Source organism: Sphingobium sp. B2, assembly GCF_007693735.1.
Classification (GTDB): domain Bacteria; phylum Pseudomonadota; class Alphaproteobacteria; order Sphingomonadales; family Sphingomonadaceae; genus Sphingobium; species Sphingobium xenophagum.
The window spans coordinates 424077-442551 of record NZ_VDBZ01000001.1 but is presented as its reverse complement, the minus strand read 5'-3'; the positions used below and the strand labels follow the sequence as shown (position 1 = coordinate 442551).

The window sequence follows — 18475 nt, the reverse complement described above, 5'->3', positions numbered from 1 at the left end:
CTGATCTGGATCAGCATTTGATCCGGGTCCGGCCGTTTTTAGCGGACAGACCGATACGAAAACGAAATAACGCGCGAGGCGGGATTTGGGTTCATTACGTCCCGCGATTCTTTCAAATGGCTGACGGACAGGTTCAGACTTGCGACATCGCGCGCGTCCTAGAAAGGCGGCATGAGGGGACAGGAGGTTCCCGCGCAAAGAAAGTCACGATGATGTTCAGGAAGATGATGCTGACGGGACTCATGGCCGCAACGCTGCTCAGCGGTGTCGCCCCCGCTTATGCCCAGAGCAATGAGAATGGCCGTGGCAATCGCGGCGATCGTGCAGAACGTGGCGGCGGTGACCGTCAGGCCTATCAGTGGCGCGGCAATGGGCAGCGCCCAATGGGCGGCGAAGGGCAGCAGGCGCAGCGCTGGCAACAAAGAGAGAGCCGCGCGGTTGCGCAGACACCGGCGCCCCAGGCCCCGGTACAGCAGCCCCGCGCCGACCGCCCGTGGCGGAATCCCGGCAGCTCTGCGGTAGTATCCGCGCCTGATCGACAGGATGCGCGGCAGGACAGGCGCTGTCTCTTATACACATCTAATCCCGGCAGCTCTGCGGTAGTAGCCGCGCCTGATCGACAGGATGCGCGGCAGGACAGGCGTGGCGATCGCCGCAATGACTGGCAGGATTATCGCCAGGGCCAACGCGCCGATCGCCAGGACTGGCGCAACGATCGCCGCGACGACCGGCGGGATTATCGCCAGGATCGGCGCGATGACCGGCGCTGGAACGACAATCGGGGCGTGGTGGGCAACTGGAACAATGGCCGCCGCTATGACGATCGCACCCGCTGGAGCAACCAGCAGCGCTGGAATCAGGGCTGGCGGCAGGACAGGCGCTATGACTGGAACAGCTATCGCAACCGCTACGGCAACCAGTACCGTCTGGGCCGCTACTACGCGCCGCGTGGCTGGGACTATGGCTATCGCCGTTTCTCTGTGGGTATCGTGCTGAGTAGCCTGCTCTATTCCAACAGCTATTGGCTGAACGACCCCTATGCCTATCGCCTGCCGCCCGCTTACGGCACGCTGCGCTGGATCCGCTATTATGACGATGCGCTGCTGGTCGACATTCGGGACGGCTATGTCGTCGACGTGATCCATGACTTTTTCTGGTAATCGCGCTCCCTGAAGTGGCCTTCAGGAATACTGGCCCCGGTGCGGTGACGCGCCGGGGTCTTTTCATGGCCCCGGCCGCTGTGGCAAGGTGACGGAATGACAGACAGTGACGATGATGGCGGCATCGCCTCCCCCGCCCGCGCGGCGATCGGGGCGCAGGTGCAGGCCCGGCTGGAGCGCAACCCGATGGTCAGCCGGATCGAGTCGCCCCATCTCGCCATCTACGGGCGGCAGGATTTCCTCAGCCCCGAAGAATGCGCCGATCTGCGCGCCATTATCGATGCGGGGGCGCAGCCTTCGACCCTATTTTCGGGCAGCGCGAACGCCGACTACCGGACCAGCCACAGTTGCAATCTTGATCCCTTCGATCCGCTGATCAAGGCGATCAGCGACCGTATATGCGCGCTCACCGGCCTGCCTGCGGATCACGGAGAAACATTGCAGGGACAGCGCTATACCAGCGGCCAGGAATATCGGCTGCATTGCGATTATTTTCCGGTCACCGCCAACTATTGGCCGGCGATGCGCGTCACCGGCGGGCAGCGCAGCTGGACGACCATGATCTATCTTTCCCCGGTCGCGGCGGGGGGCGAGACGCATTTCCCCCATTGCGAATTCATGGTGCCGCCGGTCGAGGGGATGATCCTGATCTGGAACAATATGGATGCTGACGGCGCCCCCAATAATTTCAGCCTGCACGCCGCCCGGCCAGTCGAACAGGGCACCAAATATGTCGTCACCAAATGGTTTCGCGAACGGCCCTGGACGCCGAGATCTGTTTGAGAATGGGCCTTCGCCCATTCGTGCGGGAAAGGGCCGGTGCGGCGTCGATATGCGCCCTGCCACGCATTGTCGACCATCCCCAGCGATACACTTTGCGACATAAATGACTGAAAACTGACAGCTTCATTTTCAGGCCGTTCAGGCGCGCTGCGCCATATCTCCCTGTGTTGGCGACAGGGAACCCGGTCCAGCCGGACAGGGTTCAGCCGCCAAGGAAATAGGAGATATGCTATGCGTAAACTGATCATCCTGGGCCTGCTGGCCGCCACGGTCGCGCCTAGTGTCGCGTCCGCACAGTCCTATGGCGAAGTGCGCCGCAGCGAACGCAATCTGCGTGAAGAGAAGCAGGAATTGCGCCAGGCCCAGCGTTATGGCGATCGTCGCGACGTGCGCGATGAACGCCGCGATGTCCGTCAGGCCCGCCAGGAGGTTCGTGAGGATTGGCGCGACTATCGCCGCTCGCACCGCGACGTCTATCGCGGCGGCAACTGGCGCGCGCCGTTCCGTTACAACCAGTGGAATGTCGGCGTCCGTCTACGCCCGGCCTATTACAACTCGCGCTATTATATCGCCGACCCCTATCGCTATCGCCTGCCCCGTCCGGGCGTGAACCAGCGCTGGGTCCGCCATTATAATGATGTGCTGCTGGTCAATGTCCGCAACGGGCGTGTGATCCAGGTGCATCGCGGCTTCTTCTGGTAAGAGGCCAGCCCATAGGGAAACGGCCCCGGACAGCGATGTCCGGGGCCGTTTTCATTGCATTTCCGCCCAACTTGGCCGCGCCGCCCGTTGCCAGACAAGCGCGGCCGATGGCACGCAGAACGCACCATCAGTCCGAAAGGGGGGTGGACCGTTGCGCAGAACGCGCGCTTGCCCGAAAAGTTCCGCTTTTCCGGTAAAATCCGCCGATTCAGGCTGCCAGCGCCTGCCCAATCAGCTTACGACTGTTATCGATACCATAAAGCGCGATGAAACTGCCCATGCGCGGCCCTTGGTCCGCGCCCAACAGCGTCTGGTACAGCGCCTTGAACCAGTCCCGCAATTCGGCAAAGCCGAACGCCTCATCCTTGCCGATGGCATAGACGATATTCTGGATGTCCTCCGCTGATGCGTCGGCAGGCAAAGCAGCGAGTTCCGCGTCCAGCCTGCGCAAGGCCGCAGCCTCATTGGCGTCGGGCGCGCGGCGCTGGAGGGTGGGGGCGACGAAATCGCGATGATAGGCCAGCGCATGGCCAATCAGCGCGTCAAGATCAGGATAGGTTTCCGGCGAGGCATCCGCGACATAATTGGTGAGATAACCCCACACCTGATCGCGGCTGGCATCGCCCATGACGCCGACCAGATTGAGCAACAGGCCAAAGGTCACCGGCAACCGGCCTTCGGGCAGCTTGCCGTCATGAACATGGTGGACCGGATTACCCAATTGCTGTTCGACCGGCTGGCCCGGATAATTGCCCCGGAACTGCCAATATTCGTCCACCGCGCGCGGGATGACGCCCATGTGCAACTGCTTGGCCTTTTTGGGTTCGCGATAGGCGTAGAAGGCCAGGCTCTCTTGCGGGCCATAGGTAAGCCATTGCTCAAGGCTCAGGCCATTGCCCTTGGACTTGGAGATTTTCTCGCCCTTTTCGTCGAGGAACATCTCGTAATTGAAGCCCTCGGGCGGCCGGGCGCCAAGCGCGCGGCAAATCTTCGACGATTGCGTGACCGAATCGATCAGATCCTTGCCCGCCATTTCATAGTCGACGCCCAGCGCGTACCAGCGCATCGCCCAGTCGACCTTCCATTGCAGCTTTGCGCCGCCCGACAGGATCGACTGTTCGACCATTTCGCCTTCATCCTCGAAACGGACGATCCCGGCTTCGGCGTCGACGACTTCCACCGGCACCTGAAGGACGATGCCGCTCTTGGGCGAAATGGGCAGGACCGGGGAATAGGTCGCCTGCCGTTCCTTGCGCAGAGTGGGCAGCATGATGTCCATGATCGCCTGATACCGCCGCAACACTTGCTTGAGCGCCTCGTCAAACGCCCCGGCCCGATAGCGTTCGGTCGCCGAGACGAATTCATAGTCGAAGCCGAAGCGGTCGAGAAATTCGCGCAGCATCGCATTATTGTGATGGGCGAAGCTTTCGAACTTTTCGAACGGATCGGGCACCTGCGTCAGCGGCTTGCCCAGATGCTGCGTCAGCATCGCCTGATTGGGCACATTGTCAGGCACCTTGCGCAGCCCGTCCATATCGTCGCTGAACGCCACCAGGCGCGTGGGAATATCCGACAGGGCGTGATAGGCGTTGCGCACCATCGTCGTGCGCAGCACTTCGTTGAACGTGCCGATATGCGGCAGGCCCGAAGGTCCATAGCCGGTTTCAAACAGGATATGGCCTTTGTCCGGCGCGCCATCGGGATAGCGCTTGAGCAGCTTGCGCGCTTCTTCATAGGGCCAGGCCTTGGCCGCCAGGGCGGCGGTGCGGAATAGATCGGTCGCGGTCATGACATGCCCCTAGCTCCGGACAGGCCGAAAAGAAACGCTCTTTGCGGGCAAATCTGCGTTAAGAACCGTTCGCATATTAGAGCTTCATTAACCCTATCGAGGGATAATCAGGCTTCTGGAGGCATCATGCAGATCTTGCGCACCCGCGAACGCATCGTGGTCGACATCGCCATCGTCGTCACGACCGTACTCGACAGCCTGGAAGGCACGATCGTCGACCTGAGCGAAGGCGGCGCGCAAGTGGTCGGCTGCACCCTGCCTGCCGGTTCATCGTGCCAGATCGATCTGGACGGCCACATCACCTTTGGCACGGTGCGCTGGTCCGAAGAAGATCGCATGGGCATTCGCTTCCCCTATGAGTTGAACGAAGGTCCGCTGTACGACCAGCTGGAACTAGCCCGCGCGGCGCGGCGCACGCCCGTCGCCTTCCAGCCGCGCGCCCGCATTATGGCCGCGGCCACCGGCGGTGGCGGTTTTGGCCGCCGGACCAGCTGAAACAGGTTTTCCTTTTGTTCCCACTCGCTTAAACGGGGCGGGTGATCGATCCAGCATCCCTGCCAGCCCTCCACGCCAGTCATGGCGGCATCTGGTTGCGCGAAGGCGGTCGGACGCAAGGGCTGGCCAAGGGGCAGGCGATCGGTCGCGCGGCAGAAACGCCGGTGCTGCTGCTCAATGCGCCGCTGACCGGCCAGCGTCTGGGCTATCCCGACCTTAACGGCCTCGACCTGCTGGAACTTTGGGCATTTCTCCACCCTGCCCGCTTCCTTGTCCCCACGCCCAAGGGGCTGGCGCAAGCGCTTGGCCTGCCGGTACCGGGCGCGGAAGCGGACATTCCCGCCTTGCTCCAGAATGCGACGCAGGCCCTGCTCGACCGGCTCGAATCGCCGGACTGGCGTGAGCGGGAAGGCGCTTGGACGTCGGCGCAGACGCTGCACCGGCTGCGCTGGCCCTGGTCGCCGCTGGTCGCGCCGCGCATCACCAAGCCGCGTGAGGCCGAGCGCTGGCTCTTTTCCAAATTGCCCGAATGGGAGGAAGCGCAGCCTCGCCCTGCCCCGCGCACCGTGATGCTGGACGAGGCACAGGTGCTGGACCGGCTCGACACGCTGACCGGCGTCGGAGCGGAGGCGCGTCCGGGCCAGCGCGCCTATGCCACCGCCGCGATCGGCCCGTTCCGCCCGCGCGCGCACCGCGACCAGCCCAACATGCTGCTGGCGGAAGCGGGCACCGGCATTGGCAAGACATTGGGGTATCTTGCGCCCGCCTCGCTCTGGGCGGCGCAAGCGCAGGGGACGGTGTGGGTATCCACCTATACCAAGGCGCTGCAACGCCAGCTCGACCGCGAATCACTGCGGCTGTTTCCCGACGCGGCGGTCGCGGCCCGGCGGGTGGTGGTGCGCAAGGGGCGGGAAAATTATCTCTGCCTGCTCAATCTGGAAGATGCGTTGCAGGGGGGCTTTAGCGGCCGGGCCGCGATATTGGCGCAACTGGTCGCGCGCTGGGCGGCTTTCAGCAAGGATGGGGATATGGTCGGGGGCGACCTGCCCGGCTGGCTGCCCACCCTGTTCCGCCGCAACGGCTCCACCGCGCTGACAGACCGGCGCGGCGAGTGCATCTATGCCGGCTGCCCGCATTATCGCAAATGCTTCATCGAGCGGTCGGCCCGCGCGTCCGCCGATGCCGACATCGTCATCGCCAATCATGCGCTGGTGATGATCAACGCGGCGCGCGGCCGCGAAACCGGCCAGCGACCCCAGCGGATCGTCTTTGACGAAGGCCATCATCTGTTTGACGCTGCCGATTCGACCTTTTCGGTCGCCTTGTCGGGACAGGAGGCGATCGAGCTGCGCCGCTGGATCATGGGGCCGGAGGGCGGATCGCGCGGGCGACGGCGCGGCCTGTCGGCGCGCCTGTCCGACCTCGCCAGCTATGATGTGGAGGGCGGAGAGGCGATCCGCGCCGCCGCCGACGCGGCGCTGGCCCTGCCAGCCGACGAATGGCTGAAGCGCGTCGTGGCCGATGAGCCGTTCGGACCGCTTGAAGCCCTCTTTACGGCCGTGCGCGGCACTGTCTTTGCGCGTGCCGCGGACACGGGCGAGGCGGATGCGGGCTATGGACTGGAGACCGAACTGGCCGCCCCGGATGGTCCGCTGGTCGAGGCGGCGCAAGAGGCCGCGCTGGCGCTCGATGCTTTGCTGCGCCCGCTGACGCACCTGTCGCGACGGCTGGAGGCAGTGATCGAGGATGCACCCGACTGGCTGGACGGCGCGGCGCGGGCGCGAATCGAGGGGGCGGTGGCCTCGCTCGGCTGGCGGCGCGACCTGATCAGCGCATGGCTGGCGCTGCTGGCGCGGATCGGCGGCCCGGCCGATCCCGACTATGTCGACTGGATGACGGTCGACCGGGTCGAGGGGCGGGAATATGACATTGGCATCCACCGCCACTGGCTGGACCCCAGCCGACCGCTTGCCGAAACCGTGTTGAAACCCGCACAGGGCGTGATCGTCACCTCAGCGACGCTGAAAGGTGGGGGCGACTGGGGCGATGCGGAAAGCCGCAGCGGCGCTGTCCACCTGCCCCACGGCGCCGGACGGTTCGAAGCTGGCAGCCCGTTCGATTATGCCGCGCGCGCGCAAGTGCTGATCGTCACCGACATCAAGCGGGGCGATCTCGCCGCCTTGTCGGGCGCCTATGGCCGCCTGATCGAAGCGGCGGGCGGTGGCACGCTGGGGCTGTTCACCGCGATCCGGCGATTGCGCGCCGTCCATGCCCGCATCGCCGACCGGCTGGCGCGCGCGGGGCTGCCGCTCTACGCCCAGCATGTCGATCCGATCGACACGGGCACGCTGGTCGACATCTTCCGCGACGATCCGCGCGCGTCGCTGTTGGGGACGGACGCGCTGCGCGACGGCGTGGACGTGCCCGGCCACTCGCTGCGCCTGGTGGTGATGGAGGGGGTGCCATGGTCCAAACCAACCGTGCTGCACGCGGCGCGGCGGCTGGCCAATGGCGGTAATGCCTATGACGACCGGCTGATTCGTGCGCGGCTGGCACAGGCGTTCGGCCGCCTGATCCGCCGGGCCGAAGACAAGGGCTGTTTCGTCATCCTGTCGGCCGCCATGCCCAGCCGCTTGCTCAGCGCCTTTCCACCCGGTACGCCGATCCGTCGGGTGACGCTGGACGAGGCAATCATAGCGGTCAGTGTCGCTTCGCGACGCGAAACCCTTGGCGAAACTGCGTCCTTAGGGCATCAGGGACACGAATCCGGCCACAGCCATCTGGAGAGAGAATGAAGCGGCTGACCCTGTTGCGCCACGCCAAGTCCGACTGGGACGATCCGGTGGCCCGCGACTTCGACCGGCCCTTGAATCATCGGGGCGAGAAGGCGGCGCTGTTGATGGGCCAGTTTGCCGCCCAGCGGCAGATGCAGTTCGACATGCTGGTGGCGTCGCCCGCCGTGCGGGTGGTGCAGACGCTGGAGACGTTTTTCACCGGCCTTGGCGAATCGCTCGATGCGCGTTGGGACAGGCGCATCTATCTCGCCTCCTCCCCCACATTGTTCGATGTCATCCGCGACCTGCCCGAAAGTACCGACAGCGCCCTGCTGGCCGGTCATAATCCGGGGCTGGAGGAGTTGATCCTCGATCTCGTCCCCGACGATGGCGCCAATCCGCTGCGCGAGGATGTGGAGGTCAAGTTCCCGACCGCCAGCATCGCGGTGCTGGACCTCAAGATCGACCGCTGGAGCGAGGCGCGGGAGAATGTCGCCACGCTGGTCAGCTTCACCCGCCCGCGCGATCTGGACCCGGCGCTGGGTCCGGGGACGCGCTGACGGGGCTGGCGGGCATGACGCCCATAATCTGGCGCGTCGCGCGGGCCGACGATGCCCCTGCGCTTTCCATCCTCGGCGGGGCGACCTTCCTGTCCAGCTTCGCCCACGACCATCCCGGCGCGGCGCTGGTCAGTCATATCCGCACCGCCCATGGCATCCCTTATTATGATGCCGCACTGGCCGATCCTGAGCAGACCGTCCTGATTGGCGAGACGCCACTTGGCGCGCCGGTGGGCTATGCGATGATCACGCCGCCTGACCTGCCGATCGCGACCGATCCGGCCTGCGACCGGGAATTGAAGCGGCTCTATCTGCTGTCGGGCTGGCAGGGTGGCGGGCATGGCGATAGGATCATGGACCTGGTTGCGCAGGAAGCCCGGCGGCGCGGAGCCAGGCGCCTGCTACTGGCCGTCTATCCCCAAAATGACCGGGCGCGGCGCTTCTATGCGCGGCATGATTTTGTTGAGGTCGGATCGCTGACCTTCATGGTTGGCGACGTGCCGTTCCGCGACCTGATCTACGCGCGGCCGCTATAGCCGAATGGCGCGGGCCAGCTGGTCGCGTATGCCCTCCAGCCGCGCCAGCACATCATCGTGCGTCCTTGGCTCCGGCACATCCGGCGATACGGTCCCATTGCCATCGACCAGCATCTTCTGCGCGCCCTTCACAGTGAAGCCTTCGATGTTGAGCAGATCATGGATGCGACGGGCCAGCGCTACGTCGGCGGGACGGTAGTAGCGGCGATTGCCGGAGCGCTGGAGCGGGCGCAGTTGCGGGAAACGCGTTTCCCAATAGCGCAATATATGCTGGGGCAGGCCCAATTCATCAGCCAGTTCACTGATGGTCAGCAATGCACCCTCTGCCTTTTTCATGACAGCAATGTTGCACCCTAAGACCCATCAAGGTCAATCACGGTAAACTACGGGTTAGCGCGGAAAACATGCAACTGCACAGCATCGAGGCCCGGCGATCGAACGCCCGCCTGCAAGATGGTGACCCCTACGGGCACCCGGCTGCCGTGGCAAGGTATTGATTTAACGTCGCTATTTGCCTTTAGTGACGTTTGCATACCATCAGACATGCCATCTGTCCACTAGGATTATGTGGGTTTGAGTGACACCATTCGGGAAGCTTGCGGCGACGTCGTCCAAGTCGAGCAATGGTCGCTGTTGACATCGCCGGAAGGCTGCATCATTTGGCTTGGAGAGCAAGGGGCGAGGGTACGCCTAACGCTCTGGCAATACGGCCTAATGCATCAATGCGGGTCCCACTTAGATGCGGCGCTCGTTCCATCGTATCGTAAGCCAATAACTATTGTGTCATAGCCATTCCATCGCTGGATCGCTACTGAGTAATACTGATATCTTTGACGTAATAGCGTGCAATATATGGGAGAAGAATGACCAATATCCTTCGCCTTCAAAAATCCGCTGTGGGATCGATGACTGACGAAGAATTGAATCTCGCTATCATGAGGATCGTGAAAAGTTCACAATGGTCTCTCAGTCGCAAATCGCTTGAGTTGTCGGTCCATGGGCCGGGAAGCGAGCATCATCGTGCCGACCCGGACCTGGCCTCGGTTCTCAGCCAGTTCGAGGGCGGACAGGCATCCTCCGCGCCTTTGTCATTCGCCATCGCGAAAGAGGTTTTCGACCTTTGCCTGGAAGACAATTGGACGGGCATGTTTGTTGCCCGCGAGATTGCCGGTTGGGACGACGAGGAACCTTTGATCCTCGTCCATCTTGATGACCATACCGATATGATGCCGACCTTGTTAGAAAATAACGGACGCACGCTGATAGATCCCGTCACGGGGAACGCATTCGATCCAGCCGCCTCGGCAGACTGGCAAGCGGTCATAGCATCAGGTGCGATAACGATCGGATCATACATCACCGCGCTCTTTCATCTTCCAAGGCCGATGCACGTTCGTCATCTCAACAACTTCTCGACGAGCCATCACGGTCTCTTCCCGGTATTCGCGGTGCAGGACCGGTTCCCGCTTCTTCCCGGGCGAACTTTCGCAGCAATCCGCAAGCGGACGCGCAACGGAGCGGACTGCCTTGGCAGTTATCGGGGCGGACCGAATGCAGCCAGGGTGCTTGCCGATCTCCCTCCGGGGCGCGTGATTGTCCATATCGATCTCGATTACTTCATAAATGATTTCAATGGCAACATCGGCGTTGAACCGCCGAATATCGACGAAGTGCGGGAGCAGGCGTTGCGGCGGATGGATGATTTCTTCCGGGCATTAAAGGGCACGGGGCGCCCGATAGAACGCTGGATTATGGCAACTTCGCCCGGATTCTGCGCGGCCCGACACTGGGAATGGTTGCTGGATCATCTTACTGTGCGGATTGTCGACAATGGTTATGGTCCGGGACGAACGCAGTGAAGCTCCATCTGTTCGCGAACATTGCCGCCGTTCAGCCCCTTCTCGATTGGTTGCAATCGCAATGCGGCATCGGCGCGGATGGGATCGGCCATATGATCCATGCCGACGATGAGCATGTCGCCATGACCGCAAGGTTCCCCAGTGCCCAATTGCAAGCCGCCGGTACGCTTCCCGGCAACATAGCGGCGGATGATGCTATTATCGTTGCGGGAGAAGACATCGCGGCAAAGATTGCGTTTCTGTTCAATCTCGGCCTGACCCACGTATACGATGGAAATTTGGCAATGAAGTGCGAGGATCCCGTGCGCCGATTGCAGTCGGTGGCTCGGCAGACTTTCGTTGGCAGCATCCCTCCCACTCAGTTCGACCCAGGCGCGAGTGATGCCTTGCGTTTTCATCGCGAGGCGATTCGCTCAGGCCAGGTTGGCCGGCACCTGCTGTTCATCGTCAACAGTCTGCCCAAATCTGGATCAATGTGGCTGGCCGGCATGCTTGCGCACGCGATGGGTCTGCAATCAGCGGATCAGATGGTTGTCTCGCACGTTGCGGATATCGAAAGCGACGCCGCCAAGTGGAACGTGCACGGCGCCGTGGTGCTAGTCCGCGACATGCGTGATGTCGTGGTTTCATGGTATCATGACGTACAACGGAACGATCTGCGAAGCGGCTTTGCCGTTCCGCGCTATGCTGATCTCGACTCATTCTATCGCGAATTTTTTCTGGGTACGATGCGATCCTCGGATCGATACTATCGTGGTGACATTCTGAGCTGGGTGGACCGGGCCTGCGCGAGCTATGTTCCCCTCATCCGTTACGAGGATATGCTGGCAGACCCCGCGCGGGCCGTGGGACGCATACTAAATGCCTGGCGGGTTGACCACGGGCCGGAGCAGATCGTCGCGGCCTGTTCGGCCTGGAATGCCGATAGCATGAGGGCAAGCCCGCCGCAGGATGGTGATCGGATCAGTCTGGCCTTCGGCGCAGGGCATTTGCGTCGAGGCGTTAGCGGTGCATGGAAGGATGAATTACCGGCAGCCATTGCTCGCGACATAGAAGTCCGCTTCCGCGATTATCAGGAACGGCTCGGCTATGGTTGAGCGCGGTTATCGGCCGCCGACGCGTAACAGCCGGTAATAGCGATGACGCGTTCCCCCGGCCGCAGGTGTGGACGCTCATGCCAATAGCGCGACCCATATCCGAGAACGATTGTTCCCGTCCGTGTGGGGATAATCATTGTAGCCGATTGGCCGGGCTCGAAGGCGCTTCCGTAGATGCGCAGATTCAACCCGCTGTCCGACGCTTCGGGCATTGAGCTTTCAGCGTTAAGATAGACCAAAATGGTAACTACACAACGATTCGCCGGTTCATCGAGATGTGGGCCGAGGTGGTCGCCGGAGCCGTAAAAGGTGACGCAACTCACCTCCTGGGCAAGCGTAAATGGACGGTCGAACACCGTACTCAGCAGAGTTCGCACTTCGGCGCTCGACAGAAATGTCATCATCTGGCGGCCGCACGAACCTATGCTGGCCCGATAACTCAGAGCCTCCGATTGCTCTGCGTGCTTGGCGTTGGGGAGTGCCCTTTCAGCCTCTTGCCGTAGCTTCTCCAATGCCTCTGGCGCAAATGCCTGTTCCAGATGACCAAAGCCAAGTTTGGATACGTCTCGCCTGAGTCGCTCGACCGCAGACTGTTTCACGTTGAGCCATCGGATGTCCTCCTGAAAAGCAGATTGTGTATTCAGCCCCTTCAATCGACATGCTCCAAATGCTCGGAAATGTCCGCTATCATCGCATCGATCAATGTCTTCACATGTGTCGCGCACTCTATCGTCTCACCGGCGTCGAATCGACCATGTTTAAGCCGCTTGGTGATTTCGAACCCACCTGTGCAAACATCGAAATAATCGCAATTCGTTTCACAATAGCGTGTGCTGACCGCGAAATCGTTGATCATTCTCTCAAGCTTGTCTGACGAAAGCATCTCTGAGAGCGAAAGCTGATTCAGATTACCTAAACCAAACCCGTTGCCATCGCCATAGAGATCGGCAAGCGTATCTACACTGAGGCCAGCGTAGAAAGTGGTAACGTTGCCAAGCGCATCGAGATTGAGCTGGCGTAACGGCGCAGTGCCTTCCGCGACATAGCGGGGGCGATCCTCGCCTTCGGCCGCGAGGATACGACCGAGTGTATGCGAGAAGTTACGAATCTGAAGCTTGTCCTCGCCTTCCTCCCTGCGAGACAGGGTTAACAACCTTCGGAAGAACTCAAAATAGCGATCGCGATCATCAGCGCCGTAGCCGACACCTTCGCCGCCATCCTCTCCGTTGGCGAGCACGTTGAAATGAAAACCGGTGAGTTGTTTCCTTCGCTTGGCAAAAAACTCATAAAAAGCGTCTGGTTGGCTTAGGGTGTCGGCGGTCACGACAGCTATAATATTGTATGGAATTCCGTGGAGTTCCAGCAGATCCATCCCGCGAACCGTTTGAGCATGAGTTCCGCGTCCTCCCCAGTTGGTACGATGACGGTCGTGCAAGTCCGCAGGTCCGTCGCAACTCACGCCGAGGTCGAGATGGTGCCTATGGCGCGCGAAAAATTCGCACCACGCCTTGTCGATGAGAACACCGTTGGTCTGAAAATCGAAGTGCAGACGCGGCGCGCCCGATCCGCCTTCCTGAGCCAAGCGCATAAGCCGGCTGATCGCTTCTTCGTAATATTCTGGAGGCAGGGTTAAGGGTTCGCCAGAATGCCACACGATTGTCAGCTCGGCCGAAAGAAGCCTGCCATCGCGCAACTGACAAAAGAGGCGTTCGATAAGTTCGAACGGCATTACCTGTTTCGATCTTCGGCTGGTCGCGCTCAGATCACAATAATGACAGTTCAGGTTACAAAAGGGCGTGCCTTGAAGAACCAGAAGTTCGACCGGTCGCAAGGAAGATTGCATGACCTTGTTCGACTGCATGGGGAACAGGCGGTCCTTGGCTAAGAGCTCATCCCAAGGACCAAATACGCCCTGAATCAAGCAAGATTGCTCCAGGTGGAGTTCGTTTATGTTCCCATGGAAGTAAGTAGGGGGGCGTTAACGACGCGCCCCCCAAGACATAATTTCAGAAACTTAGCGGCGCATTGCCGGACCCCAGCTACGCTGAACGCTTTCGTCGGTCTTGGTGACCGACTGATACGATGCCAGCCGTCCGGTGCGTGCTGCTGCCTGCACTTCGGCGATGCTGGCAAAAACGCTCTTATTCATTCCGATCCCTTTCATGCTGCGGATAAGCATGATTAAACTATCTTCGGCAAGCTCGCAGTCAAGCCGGATTCGTAACAACCGCGAATTGACATGCGAAAATGTGGCGACTGACATGTCCGCGATGCAGGCATTGGCGGCGCGTGCTCACCTAGGTGTGAGGCCGTTTTGGAATAGGGGTGGCAGATGTTTGTCGATGCGCGTGATATGTCGATTGGACTGGACCGGGAAGCTGACGTGGCAATCATCGGCGCCGGCGCAGCGGGCATCACGCTAGCGCGAGAGCTTAGCAAAAAATTCGATGTCGTGGTCATAGAGGCAGGGGGGGCTGAAGCTGGTGTCGGCGAGTTGCACAACGGTTTCATTACGTGTGCGGGGCTTCCTTATCCCATCGAGGAAACCCGTCGTAGCGGCTTTGGTGGTTCGACGAGCATTTGGTCAGGATATTGCGCCCTGTTCGACGAAGGCGATTTTTGGGACAATCCCGGGCAACCGCTGGGCGGATGGCTGATTACGCGCGACGAACTGATGCCGTATTACCATGCCGCCTGTGCGTTGCTGAACTTGCCGGATTTCGATTTCAATGCGGCGGAACTCGCCACGCGTGGTGGCATGCGCTACGGTTTTTCCGCCGATTTTGCGATGGATGTCTGGCGCTTCGGGCAACCGACAGCCCGGTTTTCCGAAAAATTCTCCGACGCGGTCAGCACGTCGTCCAGAATCAGAACGCTCACATACGCGACGGCAGTCGATCTCCGCCTTGCTCCTGACGGAAGCAACGTCTCTGAGGTCGTTGTGCGAACGGCGCAAGGTCGGAGTGGTCATATTCGCAGTCGCATCGTCGTCATTGCTGCGGGAGGACTGGAGACGGCGCGGCTGTTGCTGAACGCAGACAGCCAGGTTGCGGGAGGCCTGGGGAATGCCGGCGGCATGGTAGGGCGTTGTTTTATGGAACACCCCCACCTGCCGGTTCCGGGCATTCGAGGAACCCAAGACAAGCGTCTCGCACAGTGGACAACGCGATTTCGTGTTTCGCCCGAGCTGGAGTTTGAATTTCTTCTGGGCATTACTCCGCAAGCCCGTCGTAAGGAGGGGCTGTTGAATGCCCGGGCCCATGCGTTTCATACGCCGCAGATGGAACTTGATGAGCCCGCACGGATAGGGTTGTTTCTTGAGCAGGAGCCCAATCCGGCAAGCCGCTTACGGCTTACTGGAAACCGTGACGCGATCGGGCTTCGTCTTGTCGAGCTCGATTGGCAGTTATCGCCACGCGACTGGCGGAGCTACCGCAGAACTGCACAGAGGATCGGTCTGGAACTGATTCAGGCGGGTCTCGCCATCGGGGAACCCGAACAATTGATCGATGCGATCGATGATAGTTCGGTGCTTCATTCCAACCATCACCTGGGAACTACGCGAATGTCTTCTGACACTCGAACCGGCGTGGTGAATGATCAATGTCGCGTGCATGGCACCGACAATCTTTATGTCATGGGTGGAAGCGTTTTCCCTACTGGCAGTTGGGCCAACCCTACGATGACGGTTTTGGCGTTGACCCTTCGGCTTGCCGCACATCTCAGGCAGTTGTTATCTCATCGGACTGCATTCGCAACAGTATAAAAGGGAAATGCTCAGTGAAAAGAATGGGTTTCTCTCATGTCGGCGTTTCCACGCATGACATGGAAGCGACGATCGCTTTCTATGAAGGATTGCTGGGTTATCCTCGTGTTGTCGACGAAAAAACCGGCATTCGAGAAGGCGGGGTGCTACGGCAAGTTTATTTCGATCTCGGTGAAGGCCAGTTCATCGTTTTTATGGAAGCAAAAGGCGTCGCGGGCATCCCTGAAAGCTATGACACAGGGATTAACGGTGCCCTCGGCACACCCGGCGGCATGTATCATTTTGCTTTCAGAGTGGATACGCTCGCGCAACTGGAAGCTATCCGCTGCCGCCTGGCCGAAGCCGGCACCGACGTTTCGGGGGTGATCGACCTTGAAGCGGCCAAGTCGGTATTCTTGTCTGACCCGAACGGCCTGCAGATCGAACTGTGCTGGCATTTCCGGGAGTTCGACGAAGCCGATTTGAGGCGCACTTCCCAAGCCAGTCTCGCGACCGGGGGGTAACGATGCGATCGGACCGCACGGCGCGTGACGCGGCGACCTTTATGCTATCGCGGCTATCGAACGGAGCTGTCGCAGATTTCCGCGATCGGGAAGGACTGTCCAACGAAATATCAGGCAGGTTCCTCCGTGCCTTGATGCTGGGCCTGCCGGTTGAGGCTCAGCCTAAATCATGCCCGTTACCGGCTGGCTTGCGTATACGCGGTGCCATTATCAGGGGAGCGATCGACTTGCGTGATTGCACCGTGGACGGTGCCAGCCTTCCGACTTTGGCGCTGATGGAATGCCGCTTCGAGCCTGAAGACACGGCAAGCTGCGACCTGCTCGAACAGGATCCTATACCGTCGCTGGATCTCTCTGGCGCGCGTATTGCTTCGCTTTCGCTGGATGGCTCTCGCTTCGGACTGGTGAAGGCGACGGGTTGTATCGTTGATGGCGACGTTGATGTCAGCAACGTCGCTGCCCTTCAGCCTGACCCGGGATCGACTCGTGTCGAGGCCTGCTGCTGGATGAACTTTGCAGGGTGCCGGATCGCGGGAAGGATGTTTGCCCGCGATCTGGACCTGCACGTCCCCAATTGGTCGCAAACGCGCGCTTTCGATCGGCGGCAGCCGCGATATGCCCTGTCACTGGCGGCTGCTACGATCGGTGGTACGGTTGACCTGTCCGGCGGCAAAGTATCGATTGACGGAGGTGTTTCGCTATATCTGGCCAAGATTGGCGGCGACTTGTGGCTGGGGGGATGCAAACTAATCAGCAATGGCGGCGGAGCTCTTTATGCGCAGGGTCTTTGCGTTCGGGCAATTTTTGCAGAACGTTTGCCGTCGCTCAGGGCAAAAGGCATGATCTCGTTCAGCGATGCTCGCATCGAGCATGGGATAAGTTTTCCCGGCGCCTCCATTATCGCCGAGACCAACGGCGACGATGGTAAATTGGGGACTGCGATACGCGCCAACGGTCTGACAACGGGTAGCGATGTGTCGCTGTGCAGGATTGATTGCAGGGGATCGATCCGGCTCGACCGGGCAAGAATAGGCGGCAGCTTGAATCTGGAGGCGGCGCGGCTGAATGGCGAGGGGCGCGATGCCCTCCATGCTCCGGGAGCGAACATTGGAGGCAGCCTTCTTCTCGCCTTTGGGAAAGCGCGTAATGATGACCAGGCGCGCGGATTTCAAGCGGACGGCTGCTTGTGGCTCTATGGAGCCTCGATCGGCGAGCATCTCGATCTGCGCGGCGCATCCTTGAGGGGTTCGCGACCCGATACCGACAACGCTGGTGTCGGTAGCCAGTATGTCAATGCCCTTTCCGCGACAGACCTCACTGTCGGCGACTGTATCTTCCTCGGCGATAGCGAAAATGATAAGCTGAAATTCAAAGCCGAAGGTGCGGTGCGCATCCAGCGCGCCCATATCGCCAAGCATGTCGAAATCGCATGCGCATCAATCACGGGCGGCGTTGCGCCGGCGGGAGCATCCACCGATGACCATGCCCCCAAGGACACGGCGCTGGACCTTGGCTGGACGAGGATCGAAGGCTCGTTGAAGCTTGAACGCAATGAGATTTGCGGCTCAGTCAACCTGACCCACACCAATGTGACGATCCTTTCGGACAAGCTTGATGGCTATCCCTCTGCACGAGCAGACAAGGCTTTTTGCATCGAGATCGATGGATTCGAATATCAAACCTTGCAGTCGCCCGCATTGTTGCTTTCGGCTGAGGCCGGTAGCGCCACGAACTTGTCCGCCAATGAGATTGCCAGGACGAGGCTCGACTGGCTTGAGCGCAGCGGAGGAAACAGGAGAACGCCGCATGACTATGCTGTGCTCGCTCGTGCGCTTCTGCGACAGGCGCTGCCCGATGTGGCGCGCGCGGTGCTGATCCAGCAACAAAGGCTGGACCACCCGTTGACGGACGCGACCTGGCGCCGCCCCGGATCGCTGATCGCAAATGCCCTGATGCGCCTGTTCGGCCTTGCCTTCGGTTTTGGTTTCAGTCCGCGAAGAGCCACGATAACCCTGCTTGTCTGCTGGGGCTTGGGAGCGGCATTTTTCTGGTGGGCCAATCATCGCGAGGCGATGGTGATCGATCAGCAGCCAGTGGCCATCGCAATCGGACGACAGAAGCCGGCCACGATCGAAATCGCCGATCAGCAGACTGTGCTGGGCGAGCGCGCGGCAAGCGATATTCCTTGCCGTGGGCACATGAACGCCGCAGTGTATGCACTGGATGTTTTCATTCCCTTGGTCGACCTTCGTGAGGAATCGAAATGTGATATCGGTCAAGCTGCCGGACGTCAGCTTATGCGAGCAGAAGAAACAACATATCGCCTGCTCAAGACGGCTTATGCCTTGCTAGGCTGGCTGATAATATCGCTCTCGATTCTCACTTATTCGGGTTTTATCGAGCGGAGACGTATAACGGGATCTTGAGGTATGGGAGTGGACTCGTCCTGAC

The 18475-nt window shown here is 60.6% G+C and carries 17 protein-coding genes; 12 read left to right on the top strand and 5 right to left on the bottom strand.

The features are described 5' to 3' along the window. Positions 1-209 precede the first annotated feature (209 nt). The 3 genes from FE851_RS02225 to FE851_RS02215 all read left to right on the top strand — a co-directional run bounded on the left by FE851_RS02225 (position 210) and on the right by FE851_RS02215 (position 2645). Complete coding sequence (locus FE851_RS02225) at positions 210-1160, top strand: RcnB family protein (protein ID WP_145199468.1); 951 nt, start codon at positions 210-212, stop codon at positions 1158-1160. A gap of 96 nt (positions 1161-1256) precedes the next feature. Beyond that, positions 1257-1943: a 2OG-Fe(II) oxygenase gene (locus tag FE851_RS02220; protein WP_145199465.1), complete on the top strand. Its 687-nt coding sequence runs from the start codon at positions 1257-1259 to the stop codon at positions 1941-1943. 231 nt (positions 1944-2174) lie between these two features. Continuing rightward, positions 2175-2645, top strand: a complete 471-nt coding sequence (locus tag FE851_RS02215) for an RcnB family protein (RefSeq protein WP_017181501.1) — start codon at positions 2175-2177, stop codon at positions 2643-2645. A gap of 208 nt (positions 2646-2853) precedes the next feature. Here FE851_RS02215 and FE851_RS02210 read toward each other — a convergent pair whose 3' ends face one another. Then, positions 2854-4434: a lysine--tRNA ligase gene (locus FE851_RS02210; RefSeq protein WP_130752371.1), complete on the bottom strand. Its 1581-nt coding sequence runs from the start codon at positions 4432-4434 to the stop codon at positions 2854-2856. A 126-nt stretch (positions 4435-4560) separates the two neighbouring features. Between FE851_RS02210 and FE851_RS02205 the strand changes: the two genes are divergently transcribed. Genes FE851_RS02205 through FE851_RS02190 form a run of 4 tightly spaced genes read left to right on the top strand, consistent with a single transcriptional unit; the run spans position 4561 to position 8799 of the window. Continuing rightward, positions 4561-4929 carry a PilZ domain-containing protein gene (locus tag FE851_RS02205; RefSeq protein ID WP_017181503.1) on the top strand — a complete coding sequence of 123 codons (369 nt, stop codon included), beginning with the start codon at positions 4561-4563 and terminating at the stop codon, positions 4927-4929. 41 nt (positions 4930-4970) lie between these two features. Continuing rightward, on the top strand, positions 4971-7724 hold the full coding sequence (locus FE851_RS02200; RefSeq protein ID WP_145199462.1) for an ATP-dependent DNA helicase: 2754 nt from the start codon (positions 4971-4973) through the stop codon (positions 7722-7724). Further along, positions 7721-8263, top strand: a complete 543-nt coding sequence (locus tag FE851_RS02195; RefSeq protein ID WP_145199459.1) for a SixA phosphatase family protein — start codon at positions 7721-7723, stop codon at positions 8261-8263. Before FE851_RS02200 ends, FE851_RS02195 begins: the two co-directional genes overlap by 4 nt. 14 nt (positions 8264-8277) lie before the next feature. Next, positions 8278-8799 (top strand): GNAT family N-acetyltransferase, encoded by a 522-nt coding sequence (locus FE851_RS02190; protein WP_145199455.1) that lies wholly within the window; start codon positions 8278-8280, stop codon positions 8797-8799. Here the strand turns inward: FE851_RS02190 and FE851_RS02185 are convergent. Beyond that, complete coding sequence (locus FE851_RS02185; RefSeq protein WP_107124260.1) at positions 8794-9135, bottom strand: MerR family transcriptional regulator; 342 nt, start codon at positions 9133-9135, stop codon at positions 8794-8796. The two genes, FE851_RS02190 and FE851_RS02185, sit on opposite strands and share 6 nt — an antisense overlap. Before the next feature lie 527 nt (positions 9136-9662). Between FE851_RS02185 and FE851_RS02180 the strand changes: the two genes are divergently transcribed. Further along, complete coding sequence (locus tag FE851_RS02180; protein WP_145199452.1) at positions 9663-10658, top strand: hypothetical protein; 996 nt, start codon at positions 9663-9665, stop codon at positions 10656-10658. Beyond that, positions 10655-11755 (top strand): sulfotransferase domain-containing protein, encoded by a 1101-nt coding sequence (locus FE851_RS02175; protein WP_186378734.1) that lies wholly within the window; start codon positions 10655-10657, stop codon positions 11753-11755. Before FE851_RS02180 ends, FE851_RS02175 begins: the two co-directional genes overlap by 4 nt. Here the strand turns inward: FE851_RS02175 and FE851_RS02170 are convergent. From FE851_RS02170 to FE851_RS26635, 3 genes are all read right to left on the bottom strand, one after another. Next, positions 11746-12408, bottom strand: coding sequence for a 2OG-Fe(II) oxygenase (locus FE851_RS02170; RefSeq protein WP_145199446.1), 663 nt, complete (start codon positions 12406-12408; stop codon positions 11746-11748). The genes FE851_RS02175 and FE851_RS02170 overlap by 10 nt on opposite strands. After that, entirely contained in the window at positions 12405-13676 is a 1272-nt protein-coding gene (locus tag FE851_RS02165; protein ID WP_145199443.1) for a radical SAM protein, read from the bottom strand. Before FE851_RS02165 ends, FE851_RS02170 begins: the two co-directional genes overlap by 4 nt. A gap of 93 nt (positions 13677-13769) precedes the next feature. Beyond that, positions 13770-13904: a hypothetical protein gene (locus FE851_RS26635; protein ID WP_261370835.1), complete on the bottom strand. Its 135-nt coding sequence runs from the start codon at positions 13902-13904 to the stop codon at positions 13770-13772. A gap of 183 nt (positions 13905-14087) precedes the next feature. Here FE851_RS26635 and FE851_RS02160 point away from each other — a divergent pair, with 183 nt between their 5' ends. From FE851_RS02160 to FE851_RS02150, 3 genes are read left to right on the top strand one after another with little or no spacing between them, the layout of a single operon-like run. Continuing rightward, the gene (locus FE851_RS02160) at positions 14088-15521 is read left to right on the top strand and encodes a GMC oxidoreductase (protein ID WP_145199440.1); all 1434 of its coding nucleotides are present in this window, start codon (positions 14088-14090) and stop codon (positions 15519-15521) included. A 23-nt stretch (positions 15522-15544) separates the two neighbouring features. Then, the gene (locus tag FE851_RS02155; RefSeq protein WP_186378733.1) at positions 15545-16024 is read left to right on the top strand and encodes a VOC family protein; all 480 of its coding nucleotides are present in this window, start codon (positions 15545-15547) and stop codon (positions 16022-16024) included. Between the two features lie 2 nt (positions 16025-16026). Beyond that, entirely contained in the window at positions 16027-18450 is a 2424-nt protein-coding gene (locus tag FE851_RS02150; protein WP_145199434.1) for a hypothetical protein, read from the top strand. Positions 18451-18475: the final 25 nt, after the last annotated feature.